The following is a 16,902-nucleotide window of genomic DNA, read 5'->3' on the forward strand; positions in this document are numbered from 1 at the left end:
TTAGCGGCATTGTCAGTGGGCCAATGCATCATCGGGGGTGGGAGGTGAGTGGTGACGACGGCAGCTGCATACGCGAAGGCGTACGACTGTGACGTGGTGGTGATCGGCGGCGGGATCGTCGGTCTGTCGACCGCGTACGCCCTGACGCGCTCGGCGCCGGGCACCTCCGTGGTGGTCCTGGAGAAGGAAGCAGGCCCCGCCCGCCACCAGACCGGGCGGAACAGCGGAGTGATCCACAGCGGGATCTACTACCGGCCGGGATCACTGAAGGCACGTTTCGCCGTGCGCGGCGCCGCGGAGATGGTCAAGTTCTGCGCGGAGTACGGAATCGCCCACGAGGTCACCGGCAAGCTGATCGTCGCCACCGAGCGCGAGGAGCTGCCACGGCTGCACGCCCTCGTCCAGCGCGGCAGGGAGAACGGGATCCCGGTGCGCGAGCTGGGCCCCGCGCAGATCGCGGAGTACGAGCCGCAGGTGCGGGGGCTCGCCGCGATCCATGTCGGGACGACCGGGGTCTGCGACTTCGGGGCGGTCGCGGAGCGGCTCGCGGAGGCGTCCGGCGCGCGGATCCACTACGGCGAGGAGGTGCGGGCCGTCGACCGGCGCCCTTGGGGTGTCGCGGTGCGCACGGCCTCCGGCCGTATCGTCCGGGCGCGGGCTCTGGTGAACTGCGCGGGCCTGCACTGCGACCGGGTGGCACGGCTGGCGGGCGACGAGCCGGGCATGCGGATCGTCCCCTTCCGGGGGGAGTACTACGAGCTGGCGCGCCCCGAGCTGGTCCGCGGACTGGTCTACCCGGTCCCGGACCCGGCCTTCCCCTTCCTCGGCGTCCACCTCACCCGCGGCATCGAGGGCGGTGTCCACGTGGGTCCGAACGCGGTGCCGGCGCTGGCCCGCGAGGGGTACGACTGGTCCACGGTCCACCCGGGCGAGCTGGGTGCGACGCTGAGCTGGCCCGGCTCCTGGCGGATCGCCCGCCGCCACTGGCGGTACGGCGCAGGCGAGCTGCACCGCTCACTGTCGAAGCGCGCCTTCACGGCGGCGGTCCGCCGCCTCCTGCCCGCCGTCACGGAGGCCGACCTGCGGCCCACGGCGGCGGGGGTGCGGGCGCAGGCCGTCCTGCGGGACGGCACGCTCGTGGACGACTTCCTCATCCAGGAGGCCCCGCGCACGGTCCATGTCCTGAACGCGCCGTCTCCGGCGGCGACGGCGTCCCTGCCCATCGGTCGTGAGGTGGCGCGCCGGGTGCTGTCGTCGCTCGCGCAGGGGCGGGCCTGAACCGGGGCCCGCAGGAGTCCCGCCGCGGCCTCTCCGCAGACCCGCCGCCCGCGCACCCACCCGCCGTACAATCGGGGCATTGTGTCTGAGCTCGCGAACACCACCACCGAAGCCCCCCGCCCCGCCGACGCCCTCGCGGCGCCTGCGGCTCCCGCTGCTCCCGTGGCCCCGGCCGCTCGCGCCAAGGGTGAGCCGCGGTTTCCGGGTGGGCCCGCGGCCGATCCGGCAGGGTCGCACCACGAGCGGCGGATCCGGAGCTTCCAGCCGCGCCGCAGCCGGGTGACCGCCGGGCAGGGCGAGGCGCTGCTGCGGCTGTGGCCCACGTGGGGGCTCGACATCGACGGGATGCGGACGCTCGACCTCGGCGAGATGTTCGGCGGGCTGCCCGTCGTGCTGGAGATCGGCTTCGGGATGGGTGAGGCGACGGCCCGGATGGCCGCGGCCGACCCGGACACCGGCATCCTCGCCGTGGACGTGCACACGCCCGGCCAGGGCAATCTGCTCGGGCTCGCGGACCGGATGGGCCTGACCAACATCCGCGTGGCGAACGGCGACGCGATCATCCTGCTCCGCGAGATGCTCACCCCGGACGCCCTCGACGGGCTGCGCGTCTACTTCCCCGACCCGTGGCCGAAGAAGCGGCACCACAAGCGCCGGCTGATCCAGCCGGAGTTCCTGACCCTCGCCGCGACCCGGATGAAGCCGGGGGCCGTCCTGCACTGCGCGACCGACTGGGAGCCGTACGCCGAGCAGATGCTCGAGGTGCTCTCCGCGCACCCGGACTTCGAGAACACACAGCCGGACGGCGGCTACGCGCCCCGACCCGCCTTCCGCCCGCTGACGCGGTTCGAGGGACAGGGGCTCGACAAGGGCCATGTGGTGCACGACCTGCTGTTCCGCCGGAAGTAGCGGAGCATCAGCGGCGAAGCAGCCGAGCAGCAGCGGCCAAGCAGCGAAGCAGCGGCCAAGCAGCGGAGCAGCAGCAGCGAAGCAGCGACCAAGCAGCGGCTGACGTCATACCGACAGCGACAGCCACCGCGACGACGAAAGCAGTGGCGAAGTCGCGCCAAAAGTACCTTCGCGCTGTCAGTGGCGGTCGTTAGGGTCATTAGGTGTCCGACACGTCCCCGCAGCCCACGCGGCCCCAGCCCCACCCCGCCGTTCCGGCGTGCGACGAGCAGCCGCTGTTCGAAGCCGTCCCGGAGCGCGCGCAGTGGCGCTACAAACCGCGCCGCGCCTTCTGGCGCAGCAAAGCCGTGCGCGCCGGGGCCGTGATCACGCTCCTCGCCCTCTCCGCGCTGGTGATCCTCGCGCTGGTCCGCGAACAGACCGGCACCCAGGGCTTCATGGTCGGCCTCGGCCTGGCCCTGCTGCCCGTTCCGCTGCTGCTGGCGGCGTTCCGCTGGCTGGACCGGGTCGAGCCGGGCCCCTGGCGGAACCTGTTCTTCGCCTTCGCCTGGGGCGCCTTCGCCGCCGCGCTCGTCGCCATCATCGCGAACTCGTTCGCGACCCAGTGGATAGCCACCGCCACGGCCGACCCGGCCTCCGCCAACACCATCGGGGCGACGGTGGTCGCCCCGGTCGTCGAGGAGAGCGCCAAGGCCGCCGCGATCCTGCTGATCTTCCTCTTCCGAAGACGGGACTTCACGGGGCTCGTCGACGGAGTCGTCGTCGCCGGCTTCACGGCGACCGGCTTCGCCTTCACCGAGAACATCCTGTATCTCGGCCGCGCCTTCGGCGAGGACCAGGAGTCCGGCCACGCGGGCTTCGCCTCAATCACCGCGGGGACGTTCTTCGTCCGGATCGTGATGTCGCCGTTCGCGCATCCGCTCTTCACGGTGATGACCGGTATCGGCTTCGGCATCGCGGCGTTCACCGCCCGGCGGCGCAGGTTCCGCAGGACCGTGCTGCCGCTGCTCGGCCTCCTGGTCGCGATGGGCATGCACGCCCTGTGGAACGGGTCGGCGGTGTTCAGCCCCTGGGGCTTCCTCGCGGTGTACGGGCTGTTCATGCTGCCCGCGGTCGGCCTGCTGACGTGGCTCGCCATATGGTCCCGCCAGCGCGAGCTGCGCACGATCTCGTCCCAGCTGCCCGCGTACGCCGCGGCCGGCTGGCTCTCCGCCGCCGAGCCGCTCGCCCTCTCCTCGATGCGCGCGCGCACGGTCGCCCGTGACATGGCGGGGCACCGGCACGGTCCGGCGGCGGCCCGCGCCGTGTCCGAGTACGAGGCGTTCGCGACGTCCCTCGCGTTCCTGCGTCACCGGGCCCACCGCGGGGCGGCGGGGCCGGACTTCGTCGCGCGCGAGCAGGAGCTGCTGCACCACCTCTGGCAGCGCAAGCACATAGCGGGCCCGGCACTGACGTACGCGGCGCGGGCGACGGGGCGGGTGTGGGTGCCCCCGCCGTACCGGGACTACGACGGCTACAACCCGTACCGCGGCTAGCCACACACGCCACACACGTGAGGGACCGTACGGGAGACAACAGAACGGCAGCTCTGGCGGTCGCCGGGTGGCGGTGCCAGAGCTGCCGTACGGGCCTTCGTGAGATCCGGCCCTAGACCGTGAGGCCCTTGCCGCGCAGCCACGCCATCGGGTCGATGCCGTCGCCGCCCGCCGTGTGCACCTCCAGGTGCAGGTGCGGGCCCGTGACGTTGCCGGTGGCGCCGACGCGGCCGATGGTCTCGCCGGTGCCGACCTTCTGCCCGGCGCCGACGGTCATCGACGACAGGTGGCAGTACCAGACCTCGGTGCCGTCCTCGAGCTCCAGCACGATGCGGTAGCCGTACGACCCCGACCAACCGGCCGACTTGATGGTGCCGCCGTGCACGGCCTTCGCCGGCGTACCCGTGGGCGCGGCGAGGTCGAGGCCGGTGTGGTAGCCGGAGGACCACATCGAGCCGGCCTGGCCGTACGTGGAAGTGATCGTGTACGAGGACGTCGGCAGGGAGTAGCTCGCGGCGAGCTTGGCGAGCCGCTCGGCCTCCGCCTTGCGCGCCGCCTCCTCGGCAGCCGCCTTCGCCGCCGCCTCCGCCTTCCGCTTCTCCTCGGCGGCCTTGGCCTCGGCCGCGGTCTGCTGCTTCTTGGCCTCCGCCGCGGCCTGTTCCGCTGCCGCCTGCTCCGCGGCCGCCTTGGCCTCGGCGTCGACCTTGGCCTGCTGCTGCTCGGCCTGCTGGAGGATCCGGGCGCGCAGGGCCTCGCCCGCGTCGGCGGTGGCGTCGGCGCCGCTGTCCGCCGAGGAGTCGATGGAAAGCGTGGTGAGGGGAGCCTCGTTCCCGCTCTGCGCGTCGGCCTCGTCCTCGTCCGAGTCGGAGATAAGGGAGCCCACACCCGGCAGCGACTTGGCGTCCGGGAGGTTGTCCGTGATGGTGTCGGGAAGGGATATGGAGACCGGCGGCTTGTCCTGCGCGGTGGCCATACCGCCCGCGCCGACGGCCGCGATGACGCCGACACCGAGGACGGTGGAGCTACGGGCCAGTCCATTGCGCTGCTTGACGACGCGGTGCCTGCCGCGGACCGGACGGACGGACTCCTCCGTCGGGTTCCATTCCTCCCCCGCGGCGGTGGGGGCCCACTGGCCGGTGGGGACCCACTCGGTGGTGGGGGGATCCTGGAGGGCAGGCTCGTTTGACGCCACGGGGGCGTGCTCCTTTCCTTCCTTCTCGCCTACCGGGTTAGCTGACGGGTTCGGAGCAGGAAGGTCTCCTACGAGCACCACGAAGGCGCCCGATTCACCCCAATTGGTGGTTCCCCGGTTCCCTTGCGGGATTCGGCGCGTGCGCACGGTGCCGTCTCTTGCGACGGCTGGGACGACCGCGCTGCGTTATCGAACGTTAATAGACACCCGGTCGTGATTCCAAGCCGTTCCAGCTGATCATTAACACCCTCGCCATGGACTTACCAGGGCACAAGCGGGCGGAATCGGGCGAGTTGACCGCCCCTCAACCGGAATCCCGTCACCACCATCTTCTGACAGTTCGTCAAATGTTATGCGGAGGGGCGCCCTTCGGCTACGTTCCGTAGCGCACTCGTGTCTACGGAGCACGCCCACGGGACACGTCTACGGAACCACCGGTACCGTTTTGCGCCGCTCCGGCTGCCGCTCCCCCGGCCGGCTGACCGCCAGCAGCGCCATGTCGTCCGTCGACTCGCCGCCCGTGTGCCGCCGTACGTCGTCGACGAGCGCGTCCAGCAGTTCCTCCGGGCCGGGGAAGATCCGGCCCCCGAGGCGTTCGCGCGGATCGTAGAAGACGCCATGCGCGTCCCGCGCCTCGGAGAGTCCGTCCGTGTAGAGGAGGAGGGTCGCGCCCGGCGGGTACGCGCTCTCGTCCGCCCGGTCCGGCCAGGAGGCCAGATCGCCCATGCCGAGCGGCAGCGCGGGCCGGACCGGCTCCAGCAGCTCCAGTGCGCCGTCCGCGTGCAGGAGCAGCGGCGGGGGGTGCCCCCGGTTGACCACCCGGACCCGGCCGTCGCCGCGCGGGATCTCGGCGAGCACGGCGGTGGTGAAGCCCTCGAACGCGTCGAGCCCGGAGCGCCGCGTCCCCTCCCGCGCGAGCGCGCGCTCCAGCCGCTGGGCCACCCCCTCCAGCGTGGACTCCTGCTCGGCGGCCTCCCGGAACGCCCCCAGCACGACGGCCACCGCCTCGACCGCGTCCAGCCCCTTCCCCCGTACGTCCCCGACCACCAGCCGGACCCCGAACGGGGTGTCCTGCACGGCGAACAGGTCCCCGCCGATGAACGCGTCCGCCTGCGCCGCCTCGTACCGCGCGGCGATCTGCAGCCCGCCGATCCGGTCGGCGGGCGAGGGCAGTACGGCACGCTGCGCGGCCTCCGCGATGACGCGCGCGGACGCCAGGCGCTCGCCGCTGCGGCGCACGACACGGTTGATGAAGAGGGCGAGAACGGACACCGTGACGACGGTCAGGAATTCGGTCGTCGCCGGAACCTGGGTCATCGTGCCGTTGTGGATGTGCAGTCCGAGCACGGCGGCCACGGTGGCCACGGCGGTCACCAGCGTGCCGCGATAGGAGAAGAACGGGGCCGCGATCAGCGGCGCGGCGGCGAAGAGCGGCGAGGCGGTGTACGCCTCGGGGGTGGCGAGGTCGAAGAGTACGCCGATGAGGATGACCAGCCCCGGCAGCGCCAGGACGAGCCGGCGGGCACCGTCGCGCCGGGTGCCGCCGTCCTCGCCGTCGCCATGGGCCGCGCTGCCGTTGGCACTGTCGCCGTCGCCGTCGCCGTCGCCCTCTCGCTGCCCCACCAGTGATCTCCCGAGTGATCTCCCTGCGCGGTCCGCCCACGGCTGCGGACGGTACCGCGCCCCACCCAGGCTGGCCGGAGCCGCGCCGCACGGCGACTCGCCGTCCGCCGACCGGGTTACGGGGCCGTGCTCGCTGATCACCGGGGGCCCTCCCGGTGACCGCGCTGACGCGAGGACTCAGCCGCGGTTCAGCGGCTGTCCGGTCGATGGTCAGACGCTGATCAGCCGTCGCCGATCAGTCGCTGGTCAGTGGCTGGTCAGTCGCTGATCAGCCGTCGCCGGTCAGGCGCTGAGGTGGCGCTCCGCGTAGACCTTCATCGCGTCCCGGACGAAGACCGCGGTCCCCTCCCCGTGCCGGTCGTAGTTCGCCGTGAAGCGCGGGTCGGCGACGTACATCTCGCCGAGCCCGATGACGTACGACTTCGTCGGCGCGCTCGTCCCCGACAGCCACTCGCACTGCCGCCGCGCGATCTCCTGCGCCTCGTCGCCGTCCGGCGCGAGCCCGGCCTTCGCCGCCTTCCCGAAGTCACGGGCGATGGCGGCCTGCTGCTCCTGGAAGGCCCGCTTCTCCGCCGCGCTGAGCGAGCGCCACCAGCGGTCGCCCTTCTCGTACGCGTCGCGACCCCAGCGCTCGGTGACCTCCTGCTCGTACTGGGTGTGGTCGAAGCCGTCGAAGACTTCTTCCGCCATGAGTTCCTCTCCTCTCTCGGTCCGGTCGAGAGTGGTCCGCACCGAGGCGATCTGCCGCCCGATGCGCTCCCGCTCCTGCTCCAGCAGCCGCAGATGCGTCAGCAGGGCGGCGGTCGTGTCCCGCTGGCCTTCCAGGACCTGCGCGATCGCCGGCAGCCCGAGGCCCAGCTCGCGCAGCAGAAGGATCCGCTGCAGCCGGACGAGGGCGTCCTGGTCGTAGTAGCGGTAGCCGTTGGCGCCGATCCGGCTCGGTGCGAGCAACCCCAGGTCTCCGTAGTGCCTGAGCGTGCGGCTGGTCGTCCCGGCCTTCTTGGCGATCTCCTGAATGGACCACTCCGACTCCATGCCCTTCACGCTAAATCTTGACGTTGCGTAAAGGTCAAGCCGATACGGAGACAGATTCGGAGATGCGGAGATACGCCGAAGGCCCGGATCCAAGAGGATCCGGGCCTTCGGTTTCAGTAGCGGGGACAGGATTTGAACCTGCGACCTCTGGGTTATGAGCCCAGCGAGCTACCGAGCTGCTCCACCCCGCGTCGGTGAACACAACCTTACGCCATCAGGAGCAAGATCCGCGCCGATTTACGCTCCGGGCACCCCGAAACGCGGGCGCCCGCGCGCCGCCGGACGCCCTCATACGCCTCTGACCAGGGATTACTCGGCGATCTCCGTACGCTCCCACCATTCGTAAACGGGCAGCCGACCCTCCGGACTGTCCTCGTGGCGCGACGTGGCCTTGAAGTGCTCGTACCCGCCGCGATGCGGAATCTTCAGCTCCACTCCGGGCGGAGTGATCGGCACGATCCGCTCCTGCAGATCGTCCGGCCCGCCCTCGAGGAGCGCCTTGGCTGTCATACATCCAGTGTTGCCACCCCCGGGGCCTGACCGCACCTCCGCCGGGCCGGTGAGCCGGTCGGAGCAGGCCAGAGCCGGTCGGCCCCCGGCCGGAGCAGGTCGGACTCGGCCGAAGGAGGTCGGACCCGGTCGAAGGAGGTCAGAGCCGGTCGAGGAACGCGTACAGATTGTTCTTCAGCCGCTCGATCTGCTCCTCCACCGTGAGGGACTCCTGGAAGCGGCCTCCGGGCACCGCGGCCTTCGCGCCCCGCACATAGAGGGAACAGTCCAGGTCGGTGCACATGTACACACCGACCGAGTTGCCCTCGCGGCCCGCCGGGCCGGTCCTGCGGGCCGTCATCAGGGAGACGCCGTCCGAGGGGTGCGTCGTCAGACACAGGGAGCACATGCTGCGGTGGAGGTAGCCACGCTGCCGGGACGGGAAGCGCATGGACACACCGATCAGCCCGCCGCCCTCGCGCCGTTCGACGACGAGATAGCTGCGGTCCGGCGCGGCGGGGTCGCGCCACCCCAGGAAGTCCAGGTCCTCCCACGGCTGCTCGGCGAGCTCGCGGGGTACCGCCAGGCGCTTGGCCTCCCCCTTCGAGCAGTTGACGAACGACGCACGGATGTCGGCTTCACTGACTGCGATCATGCGGACGACGCTAACAATGCCTAGGAGTCCTAGGCAAAGGATTAAAACTTATAGGCAAAGGTGGAAGGCCCGATCCCACCTGACCGCCGCCCGACGTCACGAGGCGGCCTTGCCCATCGCCTCCGCGACGCGCACGGCGACCGCCTCGTCGCCGCCCTCGACACAGACGGCCATCGCGATCAGCTTCCCGCCGTCACCGCTCCCCGACCGGGCGTACGAGACGAACCAGGCCGCTGCCGGCGCCACTGCCGAGCCGGTCGTGCCGCCGAGCACGGTTCCGCCCGGCGCCGCATCGGCCGCCGCGCTCTCCAGGGCCGACCGCAACTCCGCGGCGGTCTTCTGCCGGATGGTCTGCTCCGTGCCCGCGCCGCCGCTGCCCCTCGGCCTCCCTGGGCTCGCGACCATGTGGGGAGCGACGAGCTTGCCGCCTCCCGCGACCACGGCCATGACCCTGGCCATCTCCAGTGGCGTGGCCGTCACCCCGCCCTGGCCCGCACCGGTCAGGGCCAGGTCCGCCGCGCTCACGTCACCCGTGGGATAGACGCTCTCCGCGGCCCTCACGGGTACGGCCAGCTCCGCGTCGTTGAACCCGAAGGCCTCGGCCATCGCCGCGAGTCGCGAGTGCCCCAGCTCGACGGCCATGCCGGCGAAGACGTTGTCGCACGAGTACCGCAGGGCCGACCGTATGGACGCGTTCTCACAACGAGCCGCGTCGGCCGCCCGCTTCGGGCTGCGCGTGTGCTCGTCGACCGACGCGTACAACCCTTCCTCCAGGGCCGCGGCGGCTACGACGACGCCGAACGTCCCGCCCGGCTCGACGGCCTTGCGCAGGGGCCGATTGAGCATCGGCTTGTCCGCGTCGCCCTGGAGCTTCTGCCACGTCGCCTCGTCCACCGCGCCGGCCCCGCTGAACAGCGAGGGGTCGAACGACGGCGCGCTCACCAGGCCCAGAACCCGCCCGCTCCCCACCTCCAGGGCGATCGCGGCGCCCCTCCGTCCCTTCAGCGCGTCGGCGGCCGCCTTCTGCACGGCGGGATCGATGGTCGTCACCACGCGGCCGGAGTTCCCGGCCGCCAGTACGTCGTCGTACAGCGCCTCCAGACCGGTGCGGCCGTACGCCATCGACCGGTACCCGGTGACGGACGCGTACAACTGGCCATCCGTGTACGTACGCCGGTACGGGACCTTCGCGTTCCCGGACGGCTTCGACCCGGTGACGGGCCGCCCGCCGACGATGACGTCGCCGAGCCCTTCGCCGTCCGCGGCCGTGGTCCCGGGTACGGGTTCGGCCCTGCTCGGCGGCGAACTCGACCCGTCCGTACACCCCGTCGCGGGAACGAGGAGCAGCGCGAGGAGGGCGGCGTGGACGGTGTGGCGCTTGATCGTCGAGTGCATGATCGTCAGCCTAGGGAGCGGCGGGGCCCGTACGGACGCGAACCCGAACGGACGGGCGACCCCAGAGGCGGCAGTGACGGCGCATCTGGACTCCCTGAGCGTCCCTGTGTTCGGGATCGGCCTGTCGCCGCACATCGCCGTGCCGGCCAACGCCGGAAGCCGATCACAGGGGGCTGGAGCATTCCGTATCGGCGACGATCACTCGTTCGCCCGCGCCCGGACCCCGGCGCCCGTGAGCACGCCTGGGGCGCGCATGAGGCCCCGCACGACGGAGCGCCCCGACCGGTCGTGACCGGTCGGGGCGCTCAATAGCAGGTCAGAAGGGGTACACCCCGCCTGCTCGCGGTAGGCCGTGTGGGACTCGAACCCACAACCAACGGATTAAAAGTCCGCTGCTCTGCCAATTGAGCTAACGGCCCGCACCCGCAGCATAGCCGCCGCCACCCGTCGGCTCCGACCCTATTAGGGAGTGGAGCGTCGCCGGGCGGCCCCCGTCACCGGACAGAGGCACGGGCCCCGGTCCCGTGAGGTCCCGGGGCCGTACCGCGGCCCGGCCTGGAAAAGCCCGGCCGGGCCCCCGGAAAAGCTGCCTAGCCGACGACGAGCCTGGTGCGCGCGCCGAACCCGTCCCCGGGGGGACGCCAGACGGTGGCAGCGGAGTCGACCACTGGTCAGAACAGCCCGGCGTGCCGCTGGTATCCACGACGACACACAACGGCACAGGGCCCGTACAAGCACCGAAGTGCTCGTACGGGCCCTGCTACCCGGTTACGGGATGTCAGCCGTTGCGCTTCCAGCGCGGCTTGTCGTCGCGGCGGCCGCCACCGAACGAGCCGGAGCCGGAGCCCGAGCCGCGGTGGTCGTCACGGCGGCCGTACGGACGGTCGTGGCCGCCGGCGCGGAAGCCGCCGCCCGACGGGCGGTCGTCGCGGCGGTCGCGGTTGAACGGACGGTCGCTGCCGCCACGGTGGTCACGACGCTCGAAGCCGCGGTCGTTGTCACGACGGTCACGGTTGAACGGACGGTCGTTGTCACGACGCTGGAAACCGCCACGGTCGCCGTCACGACGCTCGAAGGAACGGCCACCACGGTCATCACGACGGTCGTTGTCCCGGCGGAAACCACCACGGTCGCCACCACGGTCGTCACGACGCTCGAAACCACGGTCGTTGTCACGACGGTCACGGTTGAACGGACGGTCGTTGTCACGACGCTGGAAACCGCCACGGTCGCCGTCACGACGCTCGAAGGAACGGCCACCACGGTCATCACGACGGTCGTTGTCCCGGCGGAAACCACCACGGTCGCCACCACGGTCGTCACGACGCTCGAAACCACGGTCGTTGTCACGACGGTCACGGCGGTCGAAGTTGCCCCGCTCGTCACGGCGGTCGTACGACGGCCGCTCCTCGCGCACCACGGGCTGCTCGGGCACGGAGACCTCGGCCTCCGCCGCCTCCGCCGCCTCGGCGATCGCGGCCTCCGGGTCCTCGCCCCGCTCGCGCGCGGCGCGGGCGACCAGGCGGTCGGCCTCCTCGCGCAGCTCGGCGGCGCGGCGCTGCACCCGCTCCAGCTCCTTGGTGAGCTGGGAGACCTCGCGCTCGGCCTGCTTGGCGGCGTTGTTCGCGGAGTCGGCCTGGACCTCGGTCAGCGAGCGGGCGCCGGTGATCTCGGCGACCTCCGGGTCGAAGACGCCGGCACCACCGACGATGTGGCGCGAGGCCTCGACGCCCGCGTCCTCCATCAGGCGGAAGATCTGGCGACGCTGGTGCGGAAGCGCCAGCGAGACGACCGTGCCGGACCGGCCCGCGCGGGCGGTACGGCCGGAGCGGTGCAGGTAGTCCTTGTGGTCACCGGCCGGGTCCACGTTCAGGACCAGGTCGATGCCGTCGACGTGGATGCCGCGGGCGGCGACGTCGGTGGCGACCAGCGCGTTGACGTAACCGTCCTTGAAGTCGGCGAGGACGCGGGTACGGGCACCCTGCGTCATGCCGCCGTGCAGCGCGTCCGCCTTCACGCCCGCCTCGACGAGCTGCTCGGCGATACGGTCGGCGCCCAGCTGGGTCCGTACGAAGATGATGGTGCGGCCCTTGCGGGCGGCGATGGCGGCCGTGACCGGCGCCTTGTCCTTCGGCTTCACGACGAGCACGTGGTGCGTCATGGTCGTGACGTTGCCCTGGGCGCTGTCGACCTCGTGGCTGACCGGGTTGTTCAGGTAGCGCTTGACCAGCGTGCCGATCTCGTTCTCCATGGTGGCGGAGAAGAGCATGCGCTGACCGCCCTCGGGGACCTGGTCGAGCAGCTCGGTGACCTCGGGCAGGAAGCCCAGGTCGGACATCTGGTCGGCCTCGTCGAGGACCGCGACCTGGACGTTCTCCAGGGAGCAGGCGCCACGGTTGATGATGTCGCGCAGTCGGCCCGGGGTGGCGACGAGGATGTCGACGCCGCGCTCCAGGGCGTAGATCTGGTTGCCCATGGACGTACCGCCGCAGACGACCTTGATCTTCAGGCCGAGCACGTCGCCGTACGGCTGGAGGGCGTCCGCGACCTGCATCGCGAGCTCACGGGTCGGGGTGAGGATGACCGCGCGGGGCTTCTTCTTCTCGGTGTGGCCGCCGGCCAGCTGGGCCAGCGTCGGCAGACCGAAGGAGAGGGTCTTGCCGGAGCCGGTACGGCCACGGCCGAGGATGTCCTTGCCGGCCAGGGCGTCCGGGATGGTCGCGGCCTGGATCGGGAACGGGACGGTGACACCGTTCTGGGCGAGCTTGCGGACGACGCCCTCGGGCAGGCCCAGGTCGGCGAAGGTCACCTCGGGAGCCGCGGGAGCTTCGGAAGCGGCCTCGGCGGCCTCGGTCACGGCCTCGGCCTCAACCTCGACCTCGGAAGCTTCGAGGGCCGTCTCGACGGCCTCGAAGACCTCGACGATCTCGTCGTTCTCGGGCAGGACGGCACGGTCAGAACTGGAAATGGACATGCGAAATGCGAAACCTTCCGGAGTCTCGGCACGCGCCCAAACTCCGTGAATTCGCAAATCGACCGCCTCAATGCGGTCAGCCACGGCTAGGGAGAGTACGCGCCACACGGCGCTCTTCTGTGTCGGCGCCGGGCAATGGGATCAAACGATCTACCACCATACGCACCCTCCCCCACCCAAGGCAAACCGCCACCCTGCGACGCTCGTCACACCAGACCACACATCGCCTCTCATCTCCGGGCAGACCCCATCAGACGGGGCCCATCTGCGGCGAAGCCGCCGGCTCCGCGCCCGCCCAGGTTCCGTCGCCCGCCGCCGCCCGCATCGCGCCCATCTGCGTATCGGCGGCCGGCGAGGCCGACGGCGGGTCGGTCGGCTCCTGCGTCGGCGGATCGGGGTCCGGGTCCGGTCCCGGCGGGGTCGGGTCCACCGGCGGGGTCGGCTCGGTCGGCGGCGAGGGCTCCACCGGCGGCTCCGGGTCACCCGGCGGCGGCGTGGGCTGTCCGGGCTCGGGCGGCTTCGCGCCCCCGCCGCCCTGCGGGGGCGCGGCGGACGGCGCCACGGAACCGCCCGCGCTGGGCGAGGCCGCGCCCTTGCCGCCCTTCCCCCGGTCCTCGGCCCCGGCGCCGCCGGTCTGCGCGGTGCCGCCCATACCCGTACGGGCGCGGCCACCCGTGCCGCCGGACCCACCGCCCTCACCGCCGGGATCGGCAGCGGCCCCCCGCTGCTGCGGGGACTTCGATGGCGCCGGCTTCCCGCGGTCGTCGCTCACGCTCATGCAGCCTGCGGAGGTCGCGGCAGCCAGGACGGTGGCGATCCATACGGCACAACGGCCGGGGGCGGACAACTGGCGCACGAGTGGCACCTCCGGGGCACGGGACGCGGATTTTCCTGCCCAACTCCCTTTGCCCCGCATGGGACACGCCCGACGCCGGGGGGCTGCCGCCCCACGCTCCTGACGCTACCGCCCCAGCCCGCCGGCCAGCTCGGCACCCAGCAGCACGGCCCCCAGCCCCACCAGCAGCGACGCCGCGACGTTCGCCGCCGCGAGGAACTTCCGGCCGCGCTCAGCGAGCCGGAGCGTCTCGTACGAGAAGGTCGAGTACGTCGTCAGGGCCCCGCACAGCCCGGTGCCGAGCAGCGCGTACACCGCGGAGGAGCCGGAGGCACCGGAAGAACCCGAAGCAGCCACCGCTCCCGCCAGCACACCCAGCACGAAACTCCCCGCCGCGTTCACCACGAACGTGCCCCACGGGAACACCGAGTCGTGCCGCGTCTGCACCGCACGGTCGGTCAGATACCGCAGCGGAGCCCCTACCGCCCCGCCCACGATGACGAGCAGCCAGTTCACGGTCCCGCACCCGCCATCCGCCGGGTGGCCGACGCGCCCAGCCACACCGCGCCCAGCGCCCCCACCACCGTCGCGGCGGCGTAGGCCAGCGCGGTGGCCGCCTGCTGACGCTCCAGAAGTCCGGCGATGTCGAGGGCGTAGGTCGAGAAGGTGGTGAAGCCACCGAGCACCCCGACCCCGAGGAACGGCCGTACGAGCGGACGCGTCACGACATGACGCTCGCTCACCAGCACCATGAGCACGCCGATGAGCGCGCACCCCACCACGTTGACGGCGAACGTCCCCCACACGGACGGCCAGAACAGCGACACGCCGTACCGCGCGGACGCACCCAGCGCCCCGCCGGCCGAAACCGCCGCGAGCACCTTCCACTTCCCGCGCCCGGCCGTCTCGGCGCGCTGGGAGGACGCGTGCAGATCGACGTCCGGATCGATGGGCTCATCGGGGTTCGGCGGACTCACCCGTACCCCAGCGCGTGCAGCCGCTCGTCATCGATCCCGAAGTGATGGGCGATTTCATGCACCACGGTGATCTCGGTTTCCTCGACCACGTCCTCGCGCGTCTCGCAGATCCGCAGTGTCGGATTCCGGTAGATCGTGATCCGGTCCGGCAGCACGCCCGCGTACCACTCACCGCGGTCGGTCAGCGGAGTCCCCTCGTAGAGCCCGAGCAGCTCGGGATCGTCGGCGGGCGGTTCGTCCTCGACGAACACCGCGACGTTGTCCATCAGCCGCGTCAGCTCCGGCGGGATCCTGTCCAGGGCCTCGGCGACCAGTTCCTCGAACTCCTCGCGCGTCATCTCCAGCACCTGGCCATTGTCACGCAGTACCGGAACGTACGACGCGCGGCATAGCCGCCGCCACATGCGGGCATACGGGACCAATGGCCCGTGACGCTCGCAAACGACTCCGCGCCACCCTCGCCCGCTTCCCCCGCTTCCCCCGCTCCCCTCACTCCACCGGCCCCACCAGCCCGACCAGCCCCACCAGAACTCGTCTCGAACAGGCGGCCGGCCTGGTCGCCGTGGTGCTGCTCGGCGCCTGGCTCGGGCTTCTGGTCGTCGGAGACGTCCGTACGCCGGTGGGACCGATGGACACGACCATGGCGCTGCGCCCGTCCCTGACCGGCGGCACGACGATCGACGTCTCCCCGCTCGGCGCCCTGGAGCTCGACTCCCACGCCGCGCCCATCCGCCTCGACGTCGACGTCGACCGGCTCGACCCGGTCCGCTCCCAGGACCTCGTCGAACATCCGGAGCTCATCTCCGGACTCCAGGAGGAGATCACCGCCGACGTCGCGGACGGCACGCGTGACCTCGCCGTCCGCGCCTGCGTCGCCGTCGTCTCCGGCGCCACCGCCCTCGGCCTCGCCGTCTACCGCCGCCCGCGCCGGGCCCTGGCCGCGGGCGGGCTCGCGCTCGCGCTCCTGGCCGCTTCGGGCGTCAGCGCGTACGCCACCTGGAATCCGAAGTCCGTCCTCGAACCGAAGTTCTCCGGCCTGCTCGTCAGCGCCCCCTCGGTCGTCGGCAACGCACGCTCGATCGTCACCGAATTCGACGTCTACCAGAAGGAGTTGGCGCGCCTGGTCACCAACGTCAGCAAGCTGTACGAGGCCACCTCGACGCTCCCCGTCTACCAGCCGGACCCCGGCACCATGCGCGTCCTGCACGTCTCCGACATCCACCTCAACCCGGCCTCGTGGCACATCATCGGCTCGCTCGTGAAGCAGTACGGGATCGACGTGATCATCGACTCCGGCGACACCATGGACCACGGGACCGCCGCCGAGAACACCTTCCTCGACCGGATCCCCCACCTCGGCGCGCCCTACATCTGGGTCCGCGGCAACCATGACTCGCCGCTCACCCAGCAGTACCTCCAGCGCCTGAAGAACGTCCACGTCCTCGACGAGGGCCGCGCCGTCACGGTCGCCGGCCTGCGGGTCGCGGGCACCGGCGACCCCCAGTTCACGCCCGACCGCTCGACCGCCCCCCAGGGCGACCCCGCCGAACGCATGGCCGGCCTCCGCCTCGCCTCCGCCCTGCGGGACGAGCGCCGCGCGGGCACCCCCGTCGACATCGCGGTCGCCCACAACCCCGTCGCCGCGCGCGAGACCGACGGCGAGGTCCCCCTGGTCCTGGCGGGCCACGTCCACAACCGCAGGACCGAGCTCCTCCCGCACGGCACCCGCCTCAAGATCGAGGGCTCCACGGGCGGCGGGGGCCTGCGCGCGGTCCAGAACGAGGAGCCGGAACAGGTCCGCGCGTCCGTCCTGTACCTCGACCGGACCAACCACCGCCTCCAGGCCTGGGACGAGATCACCCTGGGCGGCCTGGGCCTCACGACCGCCGAGGTCACCCGCCACCTGGCCACGCCCGAGCCCCGGGACGGGCCACCGTCCCCTGGCCCGTCCGAGTGACGCCGGAAACCGTTTTGGCGATCGCTCCCCGCATCCCATATGCTTCTC

Annotated in this window: 15 protein-coding genes, 2 tRNA genes and 1 riboswitch; of the genes, 4 read left to right on the forward strand and 13 right to left on the reverse strand. The window is 71.8% G+C overall.

Annotated features, from left to right (window positions below):
- Positions 1-51: 51 nt before the first annotated feature.
- The 3 genes from lhgD (at position 52) to ABT342_RS05395 (ending at position 3,722) form a co-directional block, all read left to right on the forward strand.
- Positions 52-1,278 (forward strand): L-2-hydroxyglutarate dehydrogenase, encoded by a 1,227-nt coding sequence (lhgD, locus tag ABT342_RS05385; protein ID WP_351567368.1) that lies wholly within the window; start codon positions 52-54, stop codon positions 1,276-1,278.
- Positions 1,279-1,359: 81 nt separating this feature from the next.
- Positions 1,360-2,187, forward strand: a complete 828-nt coding sequence (gene trmB, locus ABT342_RS05390) for a tRNA (guanosine(46)-N7)-methyltransferase TrmB (RefSeq protein WP_502965467.1) — start codon at positions 1,360-1,362, stop codon at positions 2,185-2,187.
- A gap of 203 nt (positions 2,188-2,390) precedes the next feature.
- Positions 2,391-3,722, forward strand: coding sequence for a PrsW family intramembrane metalloprotease (locus tag ABT342_RS05395; protein ID WP_351567371.1), 1,332 nt, complete (start codon positions 2,391-2,393; stop codon positions 3,720-3,722).
- 112 nt (positions 3,723-3,834) lie between these two features.
- On the opposite strand, the gene ABT342_RS05400 is transcribed toward ABT342_RS05395, so the two are convergent.
- From ABT342_RS05400 to ABT342_RS05460, 13 genes are all read right to left on the reverse strand, one after another.
- Positions 3,835-4,914 (reverse strand): M23 family metallopeptidase, encoded by a 1,080-nt coding sequence (locus tag ABT342_RS05400; protein WP_351567374.1) that lies wholly within the window; start codon positions 4,912-4,914, stop codon positions 3,835-3,837.
- A gap of 11 nt (positions 4,915-4,925) precedes the next feature.
- A riboswitch (cyclic di-AMP (ydaO/yuaA leader) is annotated at positions 4,926-5,062 on the reverse strand.
- 275 nt (positions 5,063-5,337) lie between these two features.
- Positions 5,338-6,537 (reverse strand): PP2C family protein-serine/threonine phosphatase, encoded by a 1,200-nt coding sequence (locus ABT342_RS05405; RefSeq protein ID WP_502965468.1) that lies wholly within the window; start codon positions 6,535-6,537, stop codon positions 5,338-5,340.
- Between the two features lie 282 nt (positions 6,538-6,819).
- Entirely contained in the window at positions 6,820-7,572 is a 753-nt protein-coding gene (locus tag ABT342_RS05410) for a MerR family transcriptional regulator (protein ID WP_351567377.1), read from the reverse strand.
- A 117-nt stretch (positions 7,573-7,689) separates the two neighbouring features.
- A tRNA-Met gene (locus ABT342_RS05415) sits at positions 7,690-7,763 on the reverse strand.
- A 118-nt stretch (positions 7,764-7,881) separates the two neighbouring features.
- Positions 7,882-8,082 carry a DUF5988 family protein gene (locus tag ABT342_RS05420; protein ID WP_351567380.1) on the reverse strand — a complete coding sequence of 67 codons (201 nt, stop codon included), beginning with the start codon at positions 8,080-8,082 and terminating at the stop codon, positions 7,882-7,884.
- Between the two features lie 139 nt (positions 8,083-8,221).
- Positions 8,222-8,716 carry an FBP domain-containing protein gene (locus tag ABT342_RS05425; RefSeq protein ID WP_351567382.1) on the reverse strand — a complete coding sequence of 165 codons (495 nt, stop codon included), beginning with the start codon at positions 8,714-8,716 and terminating at the stop codon, positions 8,222-8,224.
- 96 nt (positions 8,717-8,812) lie between these two features.
- On the reverse strand, positions 8,813-10,111 hold the full coding sequence (locus ABT342_RS05430; RefSeq protein ID WP_351567384.1) for a penicillin-binding transpeptidase domain-containing protein: 1,299 nt from the start codon (positions 10,109-10,111) through the stop codon (positions 8,813-8,815).
- Positions 10,112-10,457: 346 nt separating this feature from the next.
- Positions 10,458-10,530, reverse strand: a tRNA-Lys gene (locus ABT342_RS05435).
- 359 nt (positions 10,531-10,889) lie between these two features.
- Complete coding sequence (locus ABT342_RS05440; protein WP_351567387.1) at positions 10,890-13,085, reverse strand: DEAD/DEAH box helicase; 2,196 nt, start codon at positions 13,083-13,085, stop codon at positions 10,890-10,892.
- Positions 13,086-13,335: 250 nt separating this feature from the next.
- Positions 13,336-13,941 (reverse strand): hypothetical protein, encoded by a 606-nt coding sequence (locus tag ABT342_RS05445; RefSeq protein ID WP_351567390.1) that lies wholly within the window; start codon positions 13,939-13,941, stop codon positions 13,336-13,338.
- Between the two features lie 105 nt (positions 13,942-14,046).
- Positions 14,047-14,436, reverse strand: coding sequence for a fluoride efflux transporter CrcB (crcB, locus tag ABT342_RS05450; protein ID WP_351567393.1), 390 nt, complete (start codon positions 14,434-14,436; stop codon positions 14,047-14,049).
- Positions 14,433-14,897 (reverse strand): fluoride efflux transporter FluC, encoded by a 465-nt coding sequence (locus ABT342_RS05455; protein ID WP_502965469.1) that lies wholly within the window; start codon positions 14,895-14,897, stop codon positions 14,433-14,435. The genes crcB and ABT342_RS05455 overlap by 4 nt, the downstream gene beginning before the upstream one ends.
- On the reverse strand, positions 14,894-15,244 hold the full coding sequence (locus tag ABT342_RS05460) for a metallopeptidase family protein (protein WP_190344511.1): 351 nt from the start codon (positions 15,242-15,244) through the stop codon (positions 14,894-14,896). Before ABT342_RS05460 ends, ABT342_RS05455 begins: the two co-directional genes overlap by 4 nt.
- Positions 15,245-15,318: 74 nt before the next feature.
- Here ABT342_RS05460 and ABT342_RS05465 point away from each other — a divergent pair, with 74 nt between their 5' ends.
- Entirely contained in the window at positions 15,319-16,854 is a 1,536-nt protein-coding gene (locus ABT342_RS05465) for a metallophosphoesterase family protein (RefSeq protein ID WP_351567397.1), read from the forward strand.
- The last annotated feature ends 48 nt before the right edge of the window (positions 16,855-16,902 follow it).

The sequence above is a fragment of the Streptomyces sp. NPDC000410 genome (assembly GCF_040300305.1).
In the GTDB taxonomy this organism is placed as follows: Bacteria; Actinomycetota; Actinomycetes; order Streptomycetales; family Streptomycetaceae; genus Streptomyces.

What these genes read in the sequence shown, in the direction of transcription:
- ABT342_RS05425 (WP_351567382.1), bottom strand. Translation starts at nt 8,716, where the DNA reads ATGATCGCAGTCAGTGAAGCCGACATCCGTGCGTCGTTCGTCAACTGC.
- ABT342_RS05420 (WP_351567380.1), bottom strand. Translation starts at nt 8,082, where the DNA reads ATGACAGCCAAGGCGCTCCTCGAGGGCGGGCCGGACGATCTGCAGGAG.
- ABT342_RS05440 (WP_351567387.1), bottom strand. Translation starts at nt 13,085, where the DNA reads ATGTCCATTTCCAGTTCTGACCGTGCCGTCCTGCCCGAGAACGACGAG.
- ABT342_RS05410 (WP_351567377.1), bottom strand. Translation starts at nt 7,572, where the DNA reads ATGGAGTCGGAGTGGTCCATTCAGGAGATCGCCAAGAAGGCCGGGACG.
- ABT342_RS05465 (WP_351567397.1), top strand. Translation starts at nt 15,319, where the DNA reads ATGGCCCGTGACGCTCGCAAACGACTCCGCGCCACCCTCGCCCGCTTC.
- ABT342_RS05430 (WP_351567384.1), bottom strand. Translation starts at nt 10,111, where the DNA reads ATGCACTCGACGATCAAGCGCCACACCGTCCACGCCGCCCTCCTCGCG.